General features: G+C 58.0%; 19 protein-coding genes. 5 read left to right on the top strand and 14 right to left on the bottom strand.

Annotation, left to right across the window (positions count from 1 at the left end; genetic code table 11):
• Nucleotides 1–2: 2 nt before the first annotated feature.
• The 8 genes from MHK04_RS00190 to MHK04_RS00155 all read right to left on the bottom strand — a co-directional run bounded on the left by MHK04_RS00190 (nucleotide 3) and on the right by MHK04_RS00155 (nucleotide 8953).
• Nucleotides 3–1532 (bottom strand): UDP-N-acetylmuramoyl-tripeptide--D-alanyl-D-alanine ligase, encoded by a 1530-nt coding sequence (locus MHK04_RS00190; protein ID WP_200288863.1) that lies wholly within the window; start codon nucleotides 1530–1532, stop codon nucleotides 3–5.
• 2 nt (nucleotides 1533–1534) lie between these two features.
• On the bottom strand, nucleotides 1535–3070 hold the full coding sequence (locus tag MHK04_RS00185; RefSeq protein WP_200288862.1) for a UDP-N-acetylmuramoyl-L-alanyl-D-glutamate--2,6-diaminopimelate ligase: 1536 nt from the start codon (nucleotides 3068–3070) through the stop codon (nucleotides 1535–1537).
• A 9-nt stretch (nucleotides 3071–3079) separates the two neighbouring features.
• A complete protein-coding gene (locus MHK04_RS00180) occupies nucleotides 3080–4948 on the bottom strand; it encodes a peptidoglycan D,D-transpeptidase FtsI family protein (RefSeq protein ID WP_034655422.1) in 1869 nt (622 codons plus the stop codon).
• A gap of 207 nt (nucleotides 4949–5155) precedes the next feature.
• Nucleotides 5156–5932, bottom strand: a complete 777-nt coding sequence (gene ftsL / locus MHK04_RS00175; RefSeq protein ID WP_200288861.1) for a cell division protein FtsL — start codon at nucleotides 5930–5932, stop codon at nucleotides 5156–5158.
• Nucleotides 5929–6969, bottom strand: a complete 1041-nt coding sequence (gene rsmH / locus MHK04_RS00170; protein WP_239207524.1) for a 16S rRNA (cytosine(1402)-N(4))-methyltransferase RsmH — start codon at nucleotides 6967–6969, stop codon at nucleotides 5929–5931. The genes ftsL and rsmH overlap by 4 nt, the downstream gene beginning before the upstream one ends.
• Before the next feature lie 158 nt (nucleotides 6970–7127).
• Nucleotides 7128–7562 carry a division/cell wall cluster transcriptional repressor MraZ gene (mraZ, locus tag MHK04_RS00165; RefSeq protein ID WP_005324499.1) on the bottom strand — a complete coding sequence of 145 codons (435 nt, stop codon included), beginning with the start codon at nucleotides 7560–7562 and terminating at the stop codon, nucleotides 7128–7130.
• Between the two features lie 451 nt (nucleotides 7563–8013).
• A complete protein-coding gene (locus tag MHK04_RS00160; protein ID WP_023021193.1) occupies nucleotides 8014–8412 on the bottom strand; it encodes a DUF3040 domain-containing protein in 399 nt (132 codons plus the stop codon).
• 109 nt (nucleotides 8413–8521) lie between these two features.
• On the bottom strand, nucleotides 8522–8953 hold the full coding sequence (locus tag MHK04_RS00155) for an SAV_6107 family HEPN domain-containing protein (RefSeq protein WP_023021192.1): 432 nt from the start codon (nucleotides 8951–8953) through the stop codon (nucleotides 8522–8524).
• Nucleotides 8954–9184: 231 nt separating this feature from the next.
• Here MHK04_RS00155 and MHK04_RS00150 point away from each other — a divergent pair, with 231 nt between their 5' ends.
• The 3 genes from MHK04_RS00150 to MHK04_RS00140 are packed head-to-tail and all read left to right on the top strand — an operon-like array spanning nucleotide 9185 to nucleotide 12369.
• A complete protein-coding gene (locus tag MHK04_RS00150; RefSeq protein ID WP_023021191.1) occupies nucleotides 9185–9739 on the top strand; it encodes a GNAT family N-acetyltransferase in 555 nt (184 codons plus the stop codon).
• Between the two features lie 50 nt (nucleotides 9740–9789).
• Complete coding sequence (locus tag MHK04_RS00145) at nucleotides 9790–10869, top strand: polyprenyl synthetase family protein (protein ID WP_034655886.1); 1080 nt, start codon at nucleotides 9790–9792, stop codon at nucleotides 10867–10869.
• Nucleotides 10870–10878: 9 nt separating this feature from the next.
• Nucleotides 10879–12369 carry an alpha-(1->6)-mannopyranosyltransferase A gene (locus MHK04_RS00140; protein ID WP_239207523.1) on the top strand — a complete coding sequence of 497 codons (1491 nt, stop codon included), beginning with the start codon at nucleotides 10879–10881 and terminating at the stop codon, nucleotides 12367–12369.
• Here MHK04_RS00140 and MHK04_RS00135 read toward each other — a convergent pair.
• A complete protein-coding gene (locus MHK04_RS00135) occupies nucleotides 12338–12742 on the bottom strand; it encodes an Rv2175c family DNA-binding protein (RefSeq protein ID WP_023021188.1) in 405 nt (134 codons plus the stop codon). The two genes, MHK04_RS00140 and MHK04_RS00135, sit on opposite strands and share 32 nt — an antisense overlap.
• 10 nt (nucleotides 12743–12752) lie before the next feature.
• Between MHK04_RS00135 and MHK04_RS00130 the strand changes: the two genes are divergently transcribed.
• Complete coding sequence (locus MHK04_RS00130) at nucleotides 12753–14087, top strand: protein kinase domain-containing protein (protein WP_239207522.1); 1335 nt, start codon at nucleotides 12753–12755, stop codon at nucleotides 14085–14087.
• On the opposite strand, the gene MHK04_RS00125 is transcribed toward MHK04_RS00130, so the two are convergent.
• Together MHK04_RS00125 and MHK04_RS00120 are read right to left on the bottom strand one after the other, a co-directional pair.
• Nucleotides 14084–15472 (bottom strand): class II 3-deoxy-7-phosphoheptulonate synthase, encoded by a 1389-nt coding sequence (locus MHK04_RS00125; protein ID WP_023021186.1) that lies wholly within the window; start codon nucleotides 15470–15472, stop codon nucleotides 14084–14086. The genes MHK04_RS00130 and MHK04_RS00125 overlap by 4 nt on opposite strands.
• Before the next feature lie 44 nt (nucleotides 15473–15516).
• Nucleotides 15517–16026, bottom strand: coding sequence for a polyadenylate-specific 3'-exoribonuclease AS (locus MHK04_RS00120; RefSeq protein WP_239204554.1), 510 nt, complete (start codon nucleotides 16024–16026; stop codon nucleotides 15517–15519).
• Nucleotides 16027–16100: 74 nt separating this feature from the next.
• Between MHK04_RS00120 and MHK04_RS00115 the strand changes: the two genes are divergently transcribed.
• Entirely contained in the window at nucleotides 16101–17282 is a 1182-nt protein-coding gene (locus MHK04_RS00115) for a glycosyltransferase 87 family protein (RefSeq protein WP_239207521.1), read from the top strand.
• Here MHK04_RS00115 and MHK04_RS00110 read toward each other — a convergent pair.
• The 3 genes from MHK04_RS00110 to MHK04_RS00100 form a co-directional block, all read right to left on the bottom strand.
• Nucleotides 17188–18279, bottom strand: a complete 1092-nt coding sequence (locus tag MHK04_RS00110) for an acyltransferase family protein (RefSeq protein ID WP_239207520.1) — start codon at nucleotides 18277–18279, stop codon at nucleotides 17188–17190. The two genes, MHK04_RS00115 and MHK04_RS00110, sit on opposite strands and share 95 nt — an antisense overlap.
• Nucleotides 18280–18344: 65 nt before the next feature.
• Nucleotides 18345–19085, bottom strand: coding sequence for a lysophospholipid acyltransferase family protein (locus MHK04_RS00105; protein ID WP_239207519.1), 741 nt, complete (start codon nucleotides 19083–19085; stop codon nucleotides 18345–18347).
• A 23-nt stretch (nucleotides 19086–19108) separates the two neighbouring features.
• A complete protein-coding gene (locus MHK04_RS00100; protein WP_239207518.1) occupies nucleotides 19109–20041 on the bottom strand; it encodes an ROK family protein in 933 nt (310 codons plus the stop codon).
• Between the last annotated feature and the right edge of the window lie 26 nt (nucleotides 20042–20067).

The following is a 20067-nucleotide window of genomic DNA, read 5'->3' as shown; positions in this document are numbered from 1 at the left end:
GACTAACGGCGATTGAGCTTTTCTGCCACGCGCCACAGGCGCTGGGCATTCGATGACTTGATGAGGACAACGTCTTTGGCCTCGCGCTCCGCCCAGTCTTCGATGCCGGCAGGCGCTACCCTAATGATGTCTTCGACCGCCGCCGCAGCGGTGTCAACATCTGGGCTGATAGTAGTATTTATACCCTGCGCCCGTGCGGCCTCGACCATCGCCCTCATATTCTCGTTATCTCCCACGGCCACGAGGTAGCCAACGTGGTATTTGGAAAGGACCTCGCCCAATGTGCGGTGGGCAGCCACCGCTTCGCCGCCGAGTTCTCCCATCTCACCGAGCACGGCGATGGCACGGGCATCCGGACGAGCGGCTGAGGTATAGGCCAGCGCGGCAATCGCCGCGTGCATGGAATCGGGATTGGCATTATAGGAGTCATCGATGGTGGTGACTCCATCGCGGCGGGTTCGCACGTCCATGCGGTGTTCGGAGGCATTTTGGTGCCCCGATAGCGCGCTGGCTACCACCTGCGGGTCCATGCCTGATTCAATGGCTGCGGCCGCCGCTGCCAAAGCATTAGATACTTGGTGCCGGCCAAAGACCTGCAGTTTTACTGGAAGCGGGTCTGTGCCCGGCGCATGCAGCACGAACGAGGGGCGGGCCACATCATCGAGCTGGATATCGCTGGCGTAGTACTGGGCGTCGGCAGCCGGCGGCTTATTTGCCGAGTAGTAAACGACCTTTGCTGAGGTGCGTGGCGCCATGCCGGCGACGAAGGGATCATCGGCATTGAGCACAGCGACCCCGCCCTCAGCGGCCGAGGGCAAGGCCTCCACAAGCTCGCCTTTGGCTTGGGCGATGTTTTCACGCGAGCCAAACTCGCCTAGGTGAGCGGTGCCGACGTTGAGCACTACGCCCACGGTGGGTGCGGTAATGGTTGTCAGATGGCGGATATGGCCAATTCCGCGGGCAGACATTTCGGCAACAAGGAAGCGAGTGTGCTCATCACAGCGCAAAGCGGTATAGGGCAGGCCGACCTCGTTATTAAAGGAACCAGGAGGGGCAACGGTATCGCCCTCTGCGCGGAAAATAGTGGCCAGCAGGTCCTTGGTGGAGGTCTTTCCGGCTGAGCCGGTCACACCGACGATCTCTAGGCCCTGCTCCGCGGTCAGGCGGCGGGTGACTTCCCTGGCAATATCGGACAGCGCCTGGACAACCGCAGCGGCAGAGCCGTCCTCGTCGTGAGCATAGATATCCGCGTTCGCAGCATCACCGGTAACGCGGCCTTGAGGCTTGACGACGACCGCCGGAACGCCGACCGGCCGCGCGGCAAGCACCGCTACAGCGCCCTGCTCAACGGCCTTTTCCGCATAGTCGTGGCCATCCACTCGGGCGCCGGGCAGGGCAAGAAACAACCCACCTTTGGTTACCTTCCGGGAATCGAATTCGATGAACCCGGTAACGCGCTGGTCTGGGTCAGAAACGCAATCGAGGCTGCCCCCGGTGATTTCGGCAATATCGGCAATAGAAAGTGGAATCATGACTACTCCTTCGCATCCCTAAGGGTATCGCGCTGTAGGGTTCCGGCCAGTTTCTTCTCGATGGCGCGTGCCATTTCTTCGCGGTCATCAAAGTGCAAGGTTTTCCCGTTAACAAGTTGGCCCACCTCGTGGCCCTTGCCGACGACGATGACGGCATCGCCTGGCTCGGCCCAGTCAACGACTTCATCGATGGCACGGGCACGAGAACCTACCTCACGAATATCGCCCTGGGGCGCGGCTTCGCGTGCACCGTCCACCACCGCAGCACGAATAGTGGCAGGGTCCTCAGAGCGTGGGTTGTCATCGGTGACCACAGTGAGGTCAGCGCGGGTGGCCGCGGCAGCGCCCATGATGGGGCGTTTTGAGCTATCACGGTCTCCGCCGGCGCCGACGACGATGCCGACGCGCCCCTTGGTTCCTTCTAGTTGGCCGCGCAGAGTATCAAGCACCGCGGCGATAGCTGCCGGCTTATGGGCATAGTCCACCACGGCCACAAAGTCTTGGCCGCGGTCGATGCGCTCCATACGGCCGGGAACAGCGACCTTTTCCACGCCCGAGAGGAACTCCGCCGGCTCCTCTCCTACCGCTACGGCCATGCCCAGCGCCAAACAGGCATTGGCGATATTGAACTCGCCAGGCAGTGGCAACCGGAAGGAGAAATCGGCACCGTCATAGTTCAAGGCGACCTCTTGGGCGCCGGTAGCCTCGGTGGCGGTTTGGTGCGCAGAAATCGTGGCCGCAGCCCCCTGAGTGGCCACCGTGGTTACGGGGTGGCCAGCGCTCTCGGCGACGCCGCGCATGCGCCCGCCCCACTCATCATCGAGGCAGATTACAGCCTGCTCGGCCGCCTGTTCCCCAGCAAAGAGCTTGGCCTTAGCTTCAAAGTAGTCCTCCATGGTGGGGTGAAAATCCAGGTGATCCTGGCTTAAATTCGTAAACCCGCCCACGGCAAACCGGGTTCCGCGCACGCGTCCCAACTCCAGTGCATGCGAAGATACCTCCATCACCACGTGGGTGACGCCCTCGCTTTTCATGCGCGCGAATAGCTCTTGCAAGGTAGGTGCCTCGGGAGTAGTAAGCGAGGTAGGAACCGGGGTGCGGTTAATACGAGTACCGGTGGTACCGATAAGCCCCACGGAATGCCCAGCATGGAGCAGACCAGCTTCAAGCAGGTAGCTCGTGGTGGTCTTGCCGGAGGTACCGGTGACGCCAATGACCGTCAGTTCCCGGGTGGGGTGGCCATAAATTTCAGCGGAAATCGGACCGAGCACGGCACGAATATCGTCCACCACCACAATGGGGCGGGTCTCTTGGGCCCGGCTGAGCAGGTCGAGTCCGGCGGCGTCGGTAAGCACAGCCGCAGCCTTAGTATCGCGGGCGAACTGCGCGCCGTGTGCACGTGTGCCCGGCAGGGCGGCAAAAAGCGCGCCCTCAGGCAGACGGGAAGAATCCAGCCCGCACGCGGAGACCTCCACGGAGGCATCACCAATGACGCGCCCGCCAGAAAGCTGGGCGAGAGTATCCAATGAAACGGTCATACTAAGCTCCTATTGTGCCCGCAGGGTCAGCCGCGGTGCTGGTTTCGAAGTCGGAATATTGTCACGGTTGAGCAGCCAGGAGGCGATGTCTCGGAAAATCGGCGCTGCCGATTGGCCGCCGCCTCCATTGTCCTCCACACCGGATTTGGGTTCATCCAACATGACGGCAACGACGAAGCGCGGATCATCGGCCGGTGCGATACCGGCAAAGGTGATCCAATAGGCGGAGTTCGAATAGGCCCCGGTATTCGGATCGACCTTTTGAGCTGTACCAGTCTTGCCGGAGAGCTGATAACCCTTGAGTTGCGCATTACCGGCCGTGCCATTTTGCAGGCCAGCGTCATCGTCTTGGAAGACGGCCCGGAACATATCCACCGTTGTCTTGGCGGTTTCAGGGCTTATCACCTGGGTCTTTTTTGGCTCCTCCAGCTTTTCTTCCTTGCCGTCTGGCCCCTTCACAGAGTCAATGATGCGCGGCTCGATGCGCTCGCCGCCATTTGCCAATGTTTGGTACACGCTCGCCATCTGCAAGGTGGTCCAGGACTGGCCCTGACCAATGGGCAGGTTGGCGAAGGTGCCGCCGGACCATTGCTCCAGGTCCGGCACGCTACCGGCAGATTCATTCGGTAGTTCTACGCCGGTGGTATTACCCAAACCAAACTTTTCCAAGTACTTCGCGTATTTTTCTTGGCCCAATTTATCGGCAAGCATCAAGGTGCCCACATTGGAGGATTTACCAAAGATGCCGGTCGTTGTATAGGGCTCGGTGCCGTGCTGCCACGCATCGTTAACGGTCACACCCGCCATATCGATGGATCCCGGAACCTGGTGCACCTCGTCCGGGGTGGTCACTCCCTCTTGCAATGCGGCAGCGGCGGTAACCACCTTGGCTACAGAGCCTGGCTCATAAGGGTGCGAGACGCTGTGGTTTTCAAAGTCTTTGCCCTCATCGAGCTGATCCTCAATATTCTTGTTGGGATCTACGGTATCGGTATTGGCCATGGCGAGGACTTGGCCGGTCGCAGCATCAAGGACCACAGCCTCCGCGCCAGAAGCCTTGGAATTGGCCTTGGCCTTCTCCAGCTTTTGCTGCACATAAGTCTGCAGATCCAAATCGAGGGTGAGGGTGACATCGCGGCCATCAACGGTATCAACGACATCACGGAGCGTGCCCGGAATAACCTGGCCATCCGCGGATACGTCCTCGGTTGACTGGCCGTCAATGCCGGTTAGTTCCGTATCGCGCGCGGCCTCGAAGCCAAATTGGCCATGGCCATCCATGGATACCTTGCCCACGACATTCTCCCCAATAGCGCCATTGGGGTACTGGCGAATGTCTTGCCGGTCCGCTGCTACTCCGTGGTACTTATTGGAAATCTCTACGGCTACATCCGGATCGACATTGCGCACCAATACCTCGTATTGGGTATCGGCCTTGAGCTTATTAAGAATGTCTTCCTTTTCCACCTTGGAGGTCGAAGCTCCCGAATCCTCAATCATCTTCGGGATTCCCTCCGCCATGTCTTTGAGGGTCTCCTCCATTTTCTGGTTGAGGAAGCTATCGAGCTTCTTATCGTCCATGCCCTCAGTCGAGCCGTCATTCTGGGCCTCGATTTCGGCCTTGTCTTTTAGCTCATCGCGCAGACGAGTAGGTGAGACGGTCAAGGACCGAGACTTCATCGTATAAGCCAAGCGCTGGCCGTCGCGGTCTAAAATCTCTCCCCTACGGGCCGGCTCAATATAGACGCGCTCGCGCTGAGTTACGGCCTTGGCGGAAAGGTCCGGACCCCATACGAGCTGCACCCAGGCTAGTCGGCCGACAAGGACAACCATAGCCACGAGCACCACGGAGACGATAATGCGCAGACGCTTGCGCATCAGCTTCTTTTGCGGCACCGCGGAGCTGGTGGCGCGGCGCGGGCGGCGCCTAGCCCTACTTGGCGTAGTCACAGTCCAATGTCACCTTCCCTATTTCCGCCACAATTTCTTGCGTGTATTGATTGTGCCCTACAAAAGTCAGAATGCCCGCGCCACCACGCGCGAGCATCATCATTTTCACCGAATATTCTTTCCTAGCTACTCCGACTACTCGGCGCGGCTGGCGTACGGCGCACGTGCGGGAAGGTTGGGGCGCGCGTCATCCTGCGCGGCGCCGGTATTCCCGGCATCACCGCCGCGGGTGGTGCGCTGTTGGCCTTGCGGCACGGCGTTTAAGGAATCCGAGAGGCCTTCAGTATCCTTCGGGTCGCTGGAAGCTTGGCTGGGGCGGATAGGTTCTCCGTTTACGTCAATAAGCTTTTCCGTATCCGGGGTGCCTTCGCGCTTATCGACGATCTTTCCATCGCCGCCGACTTCCGCAATACCTGGCTGCTTAGGAATGGCCATGCCCATTTCATCCGCACGGCGCGCGATGTCTGCAGAAGAGCTGAGATTTTCTGCATCACGGTTGAGGGTTTCAATCTGGTTATCCAGTTGGGAATCCTGAACGGTGAGCTGTTGGATGGCAAAGGTTTGCTTGGTAGACAAACCGGACAGCCACATTGCCACAGCTACGCCGACGATGAGAAGCGTAAGCGCGATGACAGACAGGCGGGCAAACAGCCCGCTCTTCTTAGTCTGCGGCTGCAGCTGCCGGCCGCGGAAGCTAACAACCTGCTTCGATCCCAGGCGGTTCGTGCTGCGGCTGCGGTGCGGAACCCGGGTGCGGCTCGGGGCACGCTTCGTGCTGGGACGCTCACGCAGCGCCGTCGGGGCTCCGGTATCGATTCCGGTGGTGAAGTCTCGGCTGGCGCCCATGGTGCGAGTGGCCTCTCTGTCGCGGCTGTCAGTCTTTAGGTGGTTTCGACGTGGGATTGTGCTCATGGCCTGCCTCCCGGCGGTAGAAATTCTGGCATTCCCTCGAGCCTTTCGATGGCACGAACACGCACCGACGCGGCCCGGGAATTTTCTGCAATCTCCTCTTCGGAGGCCTTTTCCGCGCCTCGCGTCACGATTGTGAATTTCGGCGCGGTGCCAGGAAGGTCCATTGGCAGTCCGGCCGGAGTTGTGGACGTGGTCAATTCTTTAAAGGCCGCCTTCACGATGCGGTCTTCCAAGGACTGGTAACTCATAAATACGGCACGGCCTCCTACCGATAGTGCTTGGGTAGTAACCGGCAGCACATTTTCGATAGCCTCCAACTCGCGGTTGACCTCGACGCGCAAGGCTTGAAAGGTGCGCTTCGCGGGGTGTCCCCCTGTACGCCGGGTCGCGGCCGGAATGGCGTCGTAAAGCAGCTCAACTAAGCGCGCGGAGTTAGTGAAAGGCTCCTTACCGCGCTCCTTCAGTACAGCCGAGGCAATTTTCCCGGCAAAACGCTCATCGCCATAGGTCTTGAGGATCCGAGCCAAATCACCGTGCGAATAGGTGTTGAGCACATCCGCCGCAGTAATCCCCTGCGAGGGATCCATACGCATATCCAGCGGTGCATCCGTCTTGTACGCGAATCCGCGGTCCGCCTGATCGAGCTGCATCGAAGAAACGCCAAGGTCAAAGAGGGCTCCGGCAAGGCCGACGCTGCGGGCCAGATCAAAGTTATAGCCCTCGCCTTCCGCAATGGCACTGCCCAACTCATCAAAGCGAGCGTTGACGCCAATGAAGCGATCGCCATAAGGCGCTAGACGTTCGGTTGCGTTGCGCAGCGCCTGCTGATCGCGGTCTACGCCAATCACTCGGACATTGGGGAAAGCTTCTAGAAAATAGCGGGTGTGGCCGCCGGCGCCCAAGGTGGCGTCAACAAGCACGGCTTTATCCCCCGCCGTTTCTACTTGGGGGCGTAGGAGATCGGCCATGCGCTCGCGCATGACAGGCACATGGCCGTGATTATCAGCCACGTCATAATTTAGGTTTTCAATAGCCATGTCTCCCCGCAACCCCCTTTCTTCGAATCTCGGACTTCCAGTGGTGGAAAGCATGCGAGTGCGTATAGGGCCCTGTCCGAGGCAGGTTTCTGATATCGGGGAAGTACACCAGAATCATCCGCCTCGGACAGAGTCCTTACACGCACTCTTGTGCAGGCTTAGAGCAAGCCCGCCAGTACGTCATCGGCATCTGCGGCCGAATAAGCATCTTCAGTTTGCGACTGGTACTCGGCCCACGCGGCCGCGTCCCAAATTTCGAGAAAGTCCACAGAGCCAACCACAACGCATTCCTTGGACAGGTTCGCGTACTCCCGATGCCCCGCGGACAACGTGATTCGACCATGCCCGTCCGGTCGCTGTTCGTCCGCACTTGCTGCCAAGTTGCGAATGAAAGCGCGTGCTTCTGGGTTGGTTCGAGAAACCGCCGCTGCCTTCCGTGCTCGTGCCGCAAACTCCTCCCGTGGGTACACGGCCAACGAGTGGTCCTGCCCCTTGGTGACCATGAGGCCACCCGCGAGTTCATCGCGAAACTTTGCCGGAAGCGTAAGACGTCCTTTGTCATCGAGCTTCGGAGTGTAGGTTCCGAGAAACATCCCGGCATCCACCTTCCTTACTCGAAAACTCCGGATTCTCTCACTTCAGAATCGAGACGTTGAAGCCCCTCTTTCCTCCGCTGCGCCCCACTCTACCCCACTTTCCCCCACCTAACCCACTTATTACCGCGTGTCCTTCAGTTAGTCCACAATTTCCCGCAGCTAGATAGCAGTTTTTTCAGTGGGAAGAAATCCCCTATATGGCCTTGACAGCCCATTACCGCCACCCCTTACACCCCACCCGCAACACCAATATAATGCGCCCCGATCCCCTCACCTCCCCCATATCCTGTGTTATCGAGGCGTTTTGACTGGGCTAACGGGAAAGCTACCCCACAACAGCCCACCGAACGCTTCTCCGGTGGGGCAAAGTGGGGAATTTTGGTTGGATACAAAAATCCCCGGTCAACCTTTGCTAGGTCGACCGGGGTGAGCTTGAAAATGAGAAGCGCTAACGCCCCTCAAAACGGCGGCGGAAGTTTTCCTCCAGCTTATCGCTGACTCCACCCCTACGGGCGGCAGACTTCTTTGCACGGACACCAGAATCACGCTTCTCCACCGAATAGCCGGAGCCATCACCGCGCAGCATCCACACACCAGCGGCAAACATCACTAAAAAGCCCGCAATGGAAAGCGCAATAAACCACAGGCTCTGTTGTGCGAGGGCAACACCGCCAATGAGCATGCATAGACCGACAACAACGAGTGCTACGCCACGCAGGGTTACCGCGCCGCCAGAGCCACCGAACGACGCAGGCTCAGAAACGGAAGCGCCAAACTTAGGATCATCAGCAAGTAACGATTCCTCAATTTCACGGAGCGTACGCTGCTCCTGTTCAGAAAGAGACACTGTTCCTCCAACTAGGGTTTGGGCTTCGGGCGGCAATAGTTCTACTTATACTAACGCCCAGAATAATCAGTATGTTCCCTAAAAGGTAGTGAGCGCCCCCACGCAGTGACTACGCAGCAAAAGAGCCAAAAGAAGTCTCTAACTCACTTTCATCCAAGAACTGTGCAGCACGCTGCATAAGACCGTAGACAAAATCCCCGCCCGGGACTTCATCCAAGCCCGACGCTACGCGAGCGCGGGTACGCGAATAGCCCTTAAAAGATTCAGCCCACCGCTTTTCCTCCACACCTACGAGCGCTAGCCGGTCCCATGCGCTAGAGGGGAGGCGGCGACGTCGAGCCACCGCCGATACAGCTACCCGCGCCCCCGCGGTGCGAAGGGCCGATTGGTACGCCACCTCTAAAGCTTGATCGAACCGCCCTTCAGCCGCATAACCGCGTGCGGCATCCAATAATTCTCGAGCCTGAAAGAGGAACCGCGCTCGCTTGCCGCCCGCCCGGCCATAAGAACGGGTACGCGTTGCCGAAATAATCTGTGCCATTGCCTTTGTCCTTAACTAAATAAATAACGTCGTTGGTTTTGCCCATTGACCCTAAGGAAGCCGCCGGACATTTCACCCTTAATAATAGTGCACCTGTTCGAATTAGACAAGGGTATACCCTGCGCACAAGGTTCTATAAGGCCGATTGTTCGACTTTTTAACACCGCGTCCGAAAGACAGAGTTCGCCCCACTGTCCGCCTCTGGGCCAGACTTCTGGTGTCATAGATACTGTGAGCTTTGAAATTCGCCGCCTAACCCCGCCGGAGTTTTCCTTACTGGCCCCTCAATTGGTTGAAATCCATATCGAGGCAATGAACTACAACCCCGCCATCGTGCACAGCCGCATCTCCAGCTGGCGACGTGACTTGACGCGCCCTGGATTCAGCGCGCAGATAGCCACCCAGGACGACGGCATCGTTGGGGTGTCCTATGGGTTTCTAGGTTCTCCGGATAGCTGGTGGGACGCTGAGCTTCGTCGCGGGCTACGTTTGCAAGGCGGTCCCACTGAAGAGCAGTGGGACATCGTACGCAACTACTACGAATTGGCGGAGATCCACGTATTGCCGCAATACCAGGGACACGGCCTGGGTAAAAAGCTCTTAGAGGGATTGTTATGGAATGCCCCGGCGCGTTATGCCCTATTGTCCACGCCTGAAGTACCAAACGAGGACAACGGTGCCTTCCGCCTCTATAGGTCCGCCGGTTTTTTCGATGTCCTCCGCAATCACCTCTACCCCGCCGATGCCCGCCCTTTTGCCATCTTGGGCGCTAGGCTGCCGCTGTAAACCTCTGTTATTTCTTAAGTGCTCTAGGCGGTATCGTGTGGGATGTGACTATGCAAAATATTCCTGAGCTGGCGGACATTCCCGGTGCGGTACGCGAAGAACTCGCTGCCTTTCTTGATCAACGCCGAGAGCAGGTGGCCGCAATTGGTGCCCCTGTAACTAAGGCCGTGAGCTTTTTGGAATCCTTCGTGCTTGACGGCGGCAAGCGGGTGCGCCCCACCTATGCCTGGGCAGGATACCTCGCTGCTGGTCGCGGAGAAGAAGACCCGGAGGCCATGCTCCGTGCGGCCGCTTCCCTGGAATTTATCCAGGCATGTGCGCTCATCCATGATGACATTATCGATGCTTCAAATACCCGGCGCGGCAATCCTACGGTGCACCGAGGCGTCGAAAAGCTGCACCGCGAGTCGGGATACTTGGGGGACCCAGAATTTTTTGGCACGTCCGTAGCAATCTTGGTCGGCGATCTAGCGCTGGTGTATGCGGAGGACATGTTCCAGGACTCCGGTCTTAGTGCGGCAGCTTTACACCGAGCTCGCAGCCCGTGGCGCGGCATGCGAACTGAAGTCATTGGCGGACAACTTTTAGATATCTCTTTGGAGGCGGCCGGTTCCGAATCCGTAGAGCTTGCCAATTCCGTCAACCGCTATAAAACGGCCGCCTATACCATTGAACGCCCATTGCACTTGGGCGCCTCGATTGCCGGTGCTAGCGAAGAACTTATCGCAGCCTTCCGCGGCTACGGGCAAGATATCGGCATTGCCTACCAGTTGCGCGACGATCAATTGGGTGTCTTTGGCGATCCCGCCGTAACCGGCAAACCTGCCGGTGATGATCTGCGCGAAGGAAAACGCACCGAGCTTTTGGCGCTAGCGCTTCGTCGCGCGGATGAATCCGACCCGCAGGCTGCGGCCACCCTACGCAAGCTCATCGGTCACACCTCAGATCCCCAGGAGCTATCGCGCTTAGCGCAGATTATCGCTGATTCGGGCGCACCGGAAGAGATTGAGCGCCGCATCGCATCACTGACGCAATCCGGTTTGCAGCACCTGCGCGCCGCACGAGTAGATCCCGCGGTAACCGAAACCCTAGAGCAGTTGGCAATCAAGGCCACGGCTCGCCACAAGTAGGTTTTTGCCGTGTCAAAGACGTACTCCTTTCCCATTCCGCGCGCGCTACCACTGGGATTATCGGCATCCTGTATTTTGCTGTTTGCCTCATTCTCCGGCGGCGCTACCCGGAACCGCGGCGGGCTCCTTGAGGCGCTAAATATTGGCTTCTTGTCTTATGGTCACGGGCGCAATCTCGGTCTTGCGCTGTACTGGGTGGGCATTTTCCTCTTAGCTGCGGCTTGGGTACTCGCTGGGCGCACCATTATTCGCCCGCAGCTTACTAACCCTCGCCCCAAGGGCGGCTTACGCGATATCCAGCGCATCCTCTTTGCCTGGGTCACTCCCCTTGTATTTGCCGGTCCCCTGGCTTCGCGCGATGTGTATTCCTATCTCATGCAGGGCGCAATGGTCCGCGACGGCTTCGATCCTTATACCGAAGGTGCTGCTGTCAATCCAGGCCCCTTCCTTCTTGAGGTTTCCCAGGACTGGCGCAATACCACCACGCCCTATGGCCCCCTTCATTTATGGATAGGTGAATTGGTCACCGGCTTGGTGGGTGACAACGTCACCGCAGGTGTCGCCGCGTATAAGGTTCTTTCCCTATTAGGTTTTATCACCATCGCTTGGTCTATCCCCCGCATCGCTTCGAAACTCGGCGCTGATCCGGCGGTAGCTTTGTGGCTCGGCGTGGCAAACCCAGTCATTATCTTGCACCTCATCGGCGGCATGCACAATGAATCTCTCATGGTGGGTCTCGTATCTATCGGGCTGCTAGCAGCTTTGAACAGGCATTTCCACGCCGCCCTCCTCCTCGTAGGCACGGCAGTGGCGATGAAGGCCACTGCCGTCGTTGCGGCACCTTTCATTGTATGGATGATGCTTCACTACTACGCGCCCAAAGGCTCTAGCAAGTGGCGGTCGCTATTCGTCTTTGTGCTTTCTGGCCTAACTGCGCTGGTAGAAATCATCGCTGCGGTAGCCCTCATCACATGGATTTCGGGAACGTCTTGGGGCTGGTTGTCTCAGGTAAGCGGCAATTCCAAGGTGATCAACCCGCTTGCGGGGCCAACCCTAGCCACTGATGTAATCTTCCCCGCCGTGCAAATCTTTATGCCGGATGCTTCCTATAACGCCATCCTGGCTGTCTTGCGCAGCATCGCAATGGTCTGCATGCTCATCGGACTGGTGGCGGTGTGGTGGCTATGCCGCAAGGACGACCGTGACGCTGTCATGGGCACCGCAGCCGCCTACCAGGTCGCCTTTGTCTTCAATGCCGTGACCTTGCCGTGGTATTACGCCTCCATCTTTACCCTGATGGGCACGTTCCGGCCGCCATTATGGCTTATTAAATTCGCCTCCGGCGTGGCCCTGTTTATCGGCGTCTCCTTCTCCGGCGATGGCAATCACCAGCTCTACAACTGGTTCTGGGTCATCGGGATGATCGTGGTGGCATGGTTTGCCATTCAGTGGATATTTGAAGGCGTGCCTAAAAAGCGGCAGCCTGAGCACGCCGGATAACCTCGCGGGCGAGGTGACCATGCAAGGCATCGATGGGGCGGCCCGGCAGTGAATCATCCTCAGTAAAGAGGTGCTTGAAGATTTCGGTGTCCTTATAGCCGCCGTCGGTCAATACGGTAATCGCCGCGGTCACATGCTTGGCAATGACACCTTTATCATTGAAGAAGGCCAGCGGCACCCGCTTTCCTTCTGGGGAATCCCAGGCGATGAACTTTCGGTCCTGCAGCAGGTCATAGGCGCGCGTAATGGGCAAGTCTAGCTTTTCTGCTACTTGCTGCATGCTGAGCAGTTCTTCGTTAGCGAGCAAGGTATCTAGGGATTTTTCTGCATTAGTCACGTTCTCTACTTTAACGCGGGCTAGAGGATCAGCCATACTGGGAAGCATGACTAGGTTGGAAATTGGTGACGTGCTGGAAAACCGTTACCGCATCGATCGCCCCATTGCCCGCGGTGGCATGTCTACCGTCTATCGTTGCGTGGACATGCGGCTTGGGCGAGCGGTAGCGGCCAAGGTCATGGACGAGCGCTATTCCGATGACCCAGTCTTTATCAAGCGCTTTTCGCGCGAGGCCCGCGCCATGGCTCGTTTGCAGCATCCCAACCTCGTGGCTATTCACGATTTTTCGGCCGATGGTGAGCCCATCTACCTCATCATGGAGCTCATCGATGGCGGTACGCTGCGCGAGCTTCTGGCCGAAGGCGGCCCCTTCCCGGTGCAGGCAGCCACCTCTACCCTGCGCAATGTTCTCCGCGGCCTAGAGGAGGTGCATTCCACCGGGCTCATCCACCGCGACATCAAACCCGATAATGTGCTTATTACCTCCCACCACCGAGTAAAGGTGGGCGATTTTGGGCTGGTGCGCGCCACCAATGCCGAAGCCACGACAAACATGATTGTGGGCACCGTGTCCTACCTTGCGCCAGAGCAAGTCACAGGTGAGGAAATTACCCCGGCCTCGGATGTATATTCAGCCGGTATTGTCCTCTTCGAGCTGCTTACCGGCACCGTTCCCTTTTCTGGCGATACTCCCATGGCGCATGCCACGGCCCGCTTAAGTTCCGACGTCCCCGCGCCGTCGTCGCGTATCTCTGGTGTGCCCAAGCTTGTCGACGCCCTCGTGGCCACCGCCACCGCCCGTGATCCCCGTGAGCGCTTCTCCGACGCCGGCGAGTTTCTCGAGGCACTCGATGACGTCGGCCGAGAGCTCGATCTCCCAGACGTGACCATCCCCGTGCCAAGGAACGCTGCGGCAGCGCGCACGGCACAGGCTCCTACGGATTTTTCTGGCACAGGAGCCACCGAGATCTTTGAGCCCACTCGCAGCATCTCGCAGGACGAAACGGAACATCTTGACGGTGGCCCGACAGAAGTCATCCCGCCGCAGCGCCTTAGTTTTGAAACAAAACTGGATATGCCTCAGGCGGGGGCCGCTCCAGGGCCGCAGCCACAACCGCAGCCATATTCCACGGCCGAGTCCCCCCTCGAGCCGTTTGCCCCGGCAGCTGCATCTGCGCCACCACCGGTGCCGGCGTCTGTCCCTGAGCAACCGGTCCACAGCGCACAAGAAGAACCCGCCGAGCGTCCGTTGACCAACCGCAATCCGCTTTCACTAGTTCTTTTCCTACTAGTGGTAGCGATTGCTGTTGGCGCGGTGGCGATCGGCGGGTGGTGGTTCGGTTCTTCGCTTTATGGCATGACGCCGAACCTGTGGATTTAGTTACGCAGCATCTCCGCAATGAGGAAGGACAGCTCTAGCGATTGCTGTGTATTCAAGCGCGGATCTACGGCAGACTCATAGCGGCCCGGCAGGTCCACGTCGGTGATGTCCTCGGCACCGCCTAGGCACTCGGTGACGTCTTCACCGGTGAACTCGAGGTGCACGCCACCCGGATGGGTGCCCAGTTCACGGTGGACCTCAAAGAAGCCTTGGACCTCGTCCACAATCTTGTCAAAGTGGCGAGTCTTATAACCATTGGATGCGGTAAAGGTATTGCCGTGCATCGGATCAGACTGCCAAACCACCTTGTGGCCTGAGTCTTCCACTGCCTTCACGATGGCAGGTAGAACGCTGCGGACCTTATCGTGGCCCATGCGCGAAATCATGGTCAGGCGACCAGGTTCACGGTTCGGGTCGAGCCTTTCTGCGTACTCCACGGCCTGCTCTGGGGTTACCCCTGGCCCCAGCTTGATGCCCACTGGGTTGCCAATCATCGCCGCAAAATTCACGTGGAAATCTTCGATACCTCGAGTGCGCTCACCAATCCATACTTGGTGCGCAGAAAGATCGTAGAGCTTGGTATCGCCGTTATTATCCAAGCCCAAGCGCAGCATGGAGCGCTCGTAGTCCTTCAGCAATGCTTCGTGCGAGCAGTAGATATCGGCAGAGCGCAAGGTGTCATCGTGCACGCCGCAGGCATTCATAAAGTTCAGGCCGTTTTCGATCTCACGGGCTAGGTCCTGGTAGCGGGCACCAGCGCGAGATTTACGCACGAACTCACGGTTCCACTCATGCAGGCGGTAGAGATCCGCAGTTCCAGACGAGGTTAGCGAACGTACCAGGTTCATTGCCGCCGAAGAGTTTGCGTAGGCGCGGATCATGCGGGCGGGGTCGTGACGGCGCGCCTCCTCGCTTGGCTCCACGCCATTGACAATGTCACCGCGGTAGTTCAACAGACCGTTAGAATCCGTATCAGAGGAACGCGGCTTGGCGTACTGGCCGGCGATGCGGCCCAGTTTCACCACGGGAACCGAGGCACCATAGGTCAACACCACGGCCATCTGCAGCAGCGTTTTCACATTGCCGCGGATATGCGGCTCGGTATTTGACTCAAACGTTTCTGCACAGTCGCCGCCTTGCAGCAAAAAAGCCTTGCCTAGGGCAACGTCTGCCAGCTTCTTCTTGAGCGCTTCAATCTCGGGCGCAACCACGATAGGAGGCACGGATTCGAGAATTTTGCGCACGTTATTGGCCTGGGAGGGATCCCAGCTTGGCTGCTGCTTTGCATCACGCTTGATGACGTCTTGGAAGACTTCCTCGATGCCCTCAGGCAATGGTGGAAGGTCCGGGAGAACGCCTTGCGGAATATCTACTGTCCAACTCACACTGCTATTTAACCATTAAGGACCTATAGCGCGTTAGTTAAATTCTAGATATTGATTCTATTGCCCTTAGAGAGCGGAAGCACCTGGGCGCAGGCACGGAACTTGGCAAGGTTATGGCGGGCGTCGACAAGCGCATCATGATTGCCCTTTGGCACGGCGGGCAAGCTTGGTCGTCCTGCAAACTCCCAGTACTGCTTGAGCTCGCGGGTATAGCGCGGCATCCGCCTAGGCAGCCCGGCCATATCTCCCCACAACTGCGCCAATACCACGTGATCGTAGGCTCCCACCCACGCCCACAGCTCTATCGGAGTGGAACTTTGGGTCAGGAATTCAAAGACCTCCGTGCGGATGGTCTCCAAAGGTTTCCACACTGGATCCCGGGGGCTGGGCAACTTGGCTAATACATTGTCTTTTACCCAAGAATTGGCCTTTGCCGGATCAAAATCCGTAGACACAGCGTAGTACTCGCTGCCATTCTCACCGACGATGCCGATGGAGACCAATTCAATGGTCTGTCCATCTTCGATAAATTCGGTGTCATAGAAGTAGCGCACGTCTCCCAAGCCTAGCGTCGCCTTATCCGGGGCGGTAAATTGGCCCCTTAAAGAGACAGTTGTACACTTCTGGCGTGAAGAAGTCTGTGTGGTTTACTGCATTTCCCTTGTGCCTATCTGCCCTCGTGGCCCTTTGGTGGCTGATTGATATTCCGGAGCTTTTCTCCGGCCATTTCTCCACCTACTACCACATTGACCTCGACGTTTACCGCGAAGGCGGTGCCGGCTTTGGCAGCGATTTATATGCCAAAGATTACCTAGTCGGCAGCAATCGCGATGTCTCTCTCCCCTTTACCTACCCGCCGTTTGCGGCGCTGCTTTTTGTCCCATTGAGCTGGATTCCCCTCACCGCCGCAAGCATCTTCATATCTATCGCTTCCTTTGCTGCGCTTTGGGGCTGCGTAGCCCTCGTTCTGCGTGCTTTGCGCTGCCCTGGCTGGGCAGGTTGGGCGCTTTTGGCCGCAATGCTTACTGAGCCGATCACGGAGACCTTTAGCTTCGGGCAGGTCAATATCTTGCTGACCGCACTAGTGGTGGTGGATATCCTCTGGCTTAGCCCCGGCCGTGGCCGCGGCGTGCTGACCGGTATTGCAATGGCTATCAAGCTCACCCCCGCAGTATTCCTCGCCGTGTTCTTTGTCCGCAGGGAATGGCGCGCATTTTTCAGCGCGCTAGGCGCCTTCCTAGCCGCGGGTCTCCTTGCCTTTGCTTGCAATCCGCATAGTTCCATCCAGTACTGGAGCGATACGTTGCGCGATTCCAACCGCATTGGCGGCCTTGCCTATAGCTCCAACCAATCTCTGCGCGGATTCTTCAGCCGCCTAGCCCCAGAACACGCCGAAAAGCTATGGCTCGTAGCTGTTCTCCTCGTCATTGCCCTCGTCTGGTTTACCATGGAGCGTCTCTCTCAGGAGAACCAAGCGGTGCTCATGCTTCTGGCCGCATCAGTTTCGCTGCTGTGCTCGCCGGTGTCGTGGTCGCACCACTTTACCTGGCTCGTTTTGGCGGGAGTGCTTCTGGTGGCCCGTCGCCACTGGGGGTTTGCCGCACTAACGTGGCTGGCGCTTCTGGCTCGCGGGCACTGGCTCGTGCCTCATGCCAATGGCCAAGAGCTAAGCTGGGCCTGGTGGCAGCACATCGTGGGCAATGATTACGCCATCGTTACTGCCCTGCTGGTTCTTTGTTCGCTACCATTGGCTCTACGACGGGCCGGCGCTTATCAATCCGCGGTGGAACCAGCGTCCACCCAAGGATAGGTACCTTGCCCAGCGCCCAAAGTGCCACCGAGGCCGCTGCCGAGTAGAAAAAGCAGGCGCCAATCCAGAACCAGGTATTTTCCATGGGCCACGCGCCGGCCAGGCTCACCGCGTAGTCTCGGTGGGCCATGAAGAACCCGAATCCCACCGTCATGCCGATGGGGTGGGCCAAGTAAATGGGCAACGTGTGCCGGCCGACAAATCTTACGAAGGTGGAAAGCGCCGGAATATGGCTGATGATGACCGCACCGACGATGCCCGCTGGGGTTTCGAGCGTTTGCTCTGCAAAGCGAATCAAGAGATCTAAATCGCCCCGGCCGAGGACGTCCCCACCTGGCAATGGCCACTGCACAGCTACGTCACCTTCGATAGCATTCCAGGTTTGGCGGAGGGACAGTCCCGTGATGTAGCTAATGATGGCCGCACAATATACCCATAGCGATCCTGTGTGGAAGTTGCCCTTGAAGGGTGCTTCGGCGGCGTCGGCAAACCGCGTAATTGGTCCACGCAAATAGGCCGCCCCCACGAAAATGGGCAAGAACATAATTGCCTTGCCGATGAAAAAATAGTGGTCCTGCCAGGCTATAAAAAGCAGCGGTGCAAAACTTAGTCCTATGCCCGCCCACGCTGGCAGCTTGCGCACGGCCCACAAAAATATATTGAACAAAATGAGCGAGTGAATAAACCAAGCCATCGTGTGCCCCAAAAGCAGGTTATACAGTAGCTCAGTAACCTGGAGATAGGGATCACCGAAAACCCAGTGATACTCGATGCGCTTGGTCCATAGTTCAACGGTCATCCACACCGTATAGGGAACGAGGAAAAACCACAGGCGTCGAGTAAATAGCTCGCTAAAAGAATAGCGAAAAATCTTGGTAGAGAAATAGCCGGATACGAGAAAGAACAAGGGTAGGCGGAGCGGGTCCAGCCATACGTTTAGGGCAGCCAACCACGTTAGCTCACCTTCTGGAACTACCAGCGTGACGTGCAGCAGCACGACGCCGATAATGGATACGCCTTTAGCGGTATCTGGCCAGGCTAAGCGGGCCTTGGGAATAGTGATTACCTCCCCTTGTATTCTGCGCCGGCGGGGTAACCATGGCCAGCTTTGAGTGAAGCCTTCACATCGGAGGCGTACACATCAACATAAGGCTTATCGCTCATCTCGGCCAAATTGCGCATCACAAAATCAGTAAAGACACGGATCGTCTCATGCTCTTTTGGATTCATACCGCGCTCTTTGGCCCACTCATGCGGCCAGATGGCGTCGCCCACCCGCACGCCGACCTTGAAGGGGCGAGGAATCCACGAGCCAATGGGATTAGCTTTGCGCGTGTTGATCATCGCAATGGGGAAAACCGGTTGGTTAGTCTCCATCGCAATGCGCGCCATGCCGGTGCGGCCCTTATAAACGCGACCATCCGGAGAACGGGTGCCTTCCGGGTAAATACCGAAAAGATCCCCGCGGGACAAGATGCTTTCTGCGGTTTGCACAATGGCATCGCCAGCGTCTTCACTATCGCGCTCGATGGGGACTTGGCCTACCGAAGTAAAAAACCACTTCTGCAAGCTACCGACGAACCCAGGGGTGGTGAAATATTCCGACTTAGCTGGAAAGGTAATCTGGCGAGGGCATACCAAAGGAAAGAAGAAAGAATCCATCACAGCTTGGTGATTCGAGACCAAAATCGCGGGCCCTTCCGCTGGGATGTTTTCAATTCCCTCGGTCCACGGGCGATTCCATACGCGCAGGACAGGTCCGAAGAATATGTACTTAAAAGCCCAGTACCACTTGTTTTTCATCGCCAGGTCGTCCTTTGTTCGTTCTAACGGCCGCTGCGGGCCAAATCGGCTACGCCAATCATACCCGCTGCAGGCCCCAATTCCGCGGTGGCAACACGTGCGAGGGGGCGATGCCCTGCCCCGACAATATCTTGCCCCATGGCTTTGGTAGCCCCTTCGAGGTACAAGTCCGCGTCTTGAGATACGCCGCCGCCAAGCACGATGAGCTCTGGATCGAGGACATCGGCCACAATGGACAGGCCTTGGCCTAGCCACCGGCTGAAGTCTTCCATCACCGCTACAGCAAGCGGGTCTCCCCTACGCGCTGCCTGGGTAATTTCTTTACCTGTAGGCTCCGCCGGCAACGAAGTCTCATAATGTTCACGCAGATCGGCGCAGGTATCCGGCAAGGCAGTCCCGGAGGCATAACGTTCCAAACAGCCACGCTTGCCACACGAGCACTGCCGCCCATTAGGAGACACCACGATATGCCCAAACTCTGGTGCGGTGCCGAACGCACCGCGGTAAATGGTGTCATGCGTCATCAGCGTGGCACCGATTCCGGTTCCCACTGCAAAAAAGACCCAATCTTCCGCGCCACGACCAGCACCAAAGCGCCATTCTCCCCACGCAGCAGAATTTGCATCGTGCTCCAAGCGCACGTGCATGTCTAGCTTGCGCGAAAGCGATTCCTGCACGTGGGCTTGCCGCCACGGAAGATGCGGGGCAAAGCGCACTACTTGGCACGAAGGATCCAGGAATCCCGCCAATGCGAGGCCAACCGCATCCACCGCATATTCAGCGCGCAGCTCCTCGACGATACCCACAATGTCCGTTTCCAGCTGCTCGGCGTCCATAGAAGTGGGAACCGTACGGCTCGCGAGAATTTCCCCCTCCCGCGTGATCACTCCACCGCGCACGTTGGTGCCACCGACGTCAAAGCCGATAGTGAGATCGGCGGAGTTATTCTTAAGCATGCATAACAGAATATACCGACAACCTG

It is taken from the genome of Corynebacterium nasorum, from assembly GCF_022345765.1.
Lineage (GTDB): Bacteria > Actinomycetota > Actinomycetes > Mycobacteriales > Mycobacteriaceae > Corynebacterium > Corynebacterium kefirresidentii.
The sequence above is the reverse complement of the archived record's forward strand: the minus strand, read 5'-3'. Positions and strand labels throughout refer to the sequence as shown.

What these genes read in the sequence shown, in the direction of transcription:
- MHK04_RS00190 (WP_200288863.1), bottom strand. Translation starts at nt 1,532, where the DNA reads ATGATTCCACTTTCTATTGCCGATATTGCCGAAATCACCGGGGGCAGC.
- MHK04_RS00185 (WP_200288862.1), bottom strand. Translation starts at nt 3,070, where the DNA reads ATGACCGTTTCATTGGATACTCTCGCCCAGCTTTCTGGCGGGCGCGTC.
- MHK04_RS00180 (WP_034655422.1), bottom strand. Translation starts at nt 4,948, where the DNA reads ATGCGCAAGCGTCTGCGCATTATCGTCTCCGTGGTGCTCGTGGCTATG.
- ftsL (WP_200288861.1), bottom strand. Translation starts at nt 5,932, where the DNA reads ATGAGCACAATCCCACGTCGAAACCACCTAAAGACTGACAGCCGCGAC.
- rsmH (WP_239207524.1), bottom strand. Translation starts at nt 6,969, where the DNA reads ATGGCTATTGAAAACCTAAATTATGACGTGGCTGATAATCACGGCCAT.
- mraZ (WP_005324499.1), bottom strand. Translation starts at nt 7,562, where the DNA reads ATGTTTCTCGGAACCTACACTCCGAAGCTCGATGACAAAGGACGTCTT.
- MHK04_RS00155 (WP_023021192.1), bottom strand. Translation starts at nt 8,953, where the DNA reads ATGGCACAGATTATTTCGGCAACGCGTACCCGTTCTTATGGCCGGGCG.
- MHK04_RS00145 (WP_034655886.1), top strand. Translation starts at nt 9,790, where the DNA reads ATGCAAAATATTCCTGAGCTGGCGGACATTCCCGGTGCGGTACGCGAA.
- MHK04_RS00135 (WP_023021188.1), bottom strand. Translation starts at nt 12,742, where the DNA reads ATGGCTGATCCTCTAGCCCGCGTTAAAGTAGAGAACGTGACTAATGCA.
- MHK04_RS00130 (WP_239207522.1), top strand. Translation starts at nt 12,753, where the DNA reads ATGACTAGGTTGGAAATTGGTGACGTGCTGGAAAACCGTTACCGCATC.
- MHK04_RS00105 (WP_239207519.1), bottom strand. Translation starts at nt 19,085, where the DNA reads ATGAAAAACAAGTGGTACTGGGCTTTTAAGTACATATTCTTCGGACCT.
- MHK04_RS00100 (WP_239207518.1), bottom strand. Translation starts at nt 20,041, where the DNA reads ATGCTTAAGAATAACTCCGCCGATCTCACTATCGGCTTTGACGTCGGT.